We start from the raw sequence: 684 nt of genomic DNA, 5'->3' as shown, positions 1-684 counted from the left end.
AAGTAGAGTCGGCCCGCAGCGCGGTGCTGGTGTTGCCACCGGTCCGTTTCTGCGGGCCGCTCGCCGAACCCGCCGTGCGTCTTTCAACGCAACGGGCTCTCCACGGTTATCGACCCGTTGCCGTCCTCAAACCCAGGGAGGCTGTATTTTTGCGCCCCGGTAGCGATAGCGGGTAATGCCTATCGTGGCGGGGTTATACAGTCTGGTCCCCTGAGCGCTGATCGGTTGCCACCGGCCAGTATGGTCGGTGAGCCACCGGCGTACCTGGCCCCACCCCCAGCGGTGCAGCTTCTTCTGCCATGACACGATCCTCCACCAGGTGAACTGCTGGATGTGATTGAAAGTGCTCATAGCGACTGCATGCCGGAAATAATTGGTCCAGCCGCGCAGGATCTGGTTGATCCTGATCAGCGTTTCTTTGAGATCGGCCGTAGAAGATCTGCGGGTCAGGGCACGAATCTTCGCCTTCACCGACCGGATAGATCGCTTTGCGATGAAAGTGTAGACGTACCATTTCTTCGTTCCTGGTTTGCGTTTCCACTGGATATGGAAGCCCAGGAAGTCGAACCCATCGCTCATGTGCACCACGGTGGTCTTGGACTCTGAGAGTCGTAAGCCCATCGGGGCGAGCACCTGAGCGATTTCTTCTTTGAGTGTGTCGACATCGTCACACGTGCCGTGCAC

1 protein-coding gene is annotated in these 684 nt (G+C 58.5%); it reads right to left on the bottom strand.

Translation table 11 applies throughout. The annotated features are described in order from the left end of the window. Window positions 1-126 precede the first annotated feature (126 nt). Window positions 127-684, bottom strand: a 558-nt coding sequence (locus FEF26_RS15525; protein ID WP_279536504.1) for a group II intron maturase-specific domain-containing protein, incomplete at its 5' end; no start/stop codon positions are given.

The organism is Nesterenkonia salmonea, assembly GCF_005771525.1.
GTDB lineage: Bacteria > Actinomycetota > Actinomycetes > Actinomycetales > Micrococcaceae > Nesterenkonia > Nesterenkonia salmonea.
Note: the sequence above shows the minus strand (reverse complement) of the source record. Positions and strands in the feature narration are given on the sequence as shown.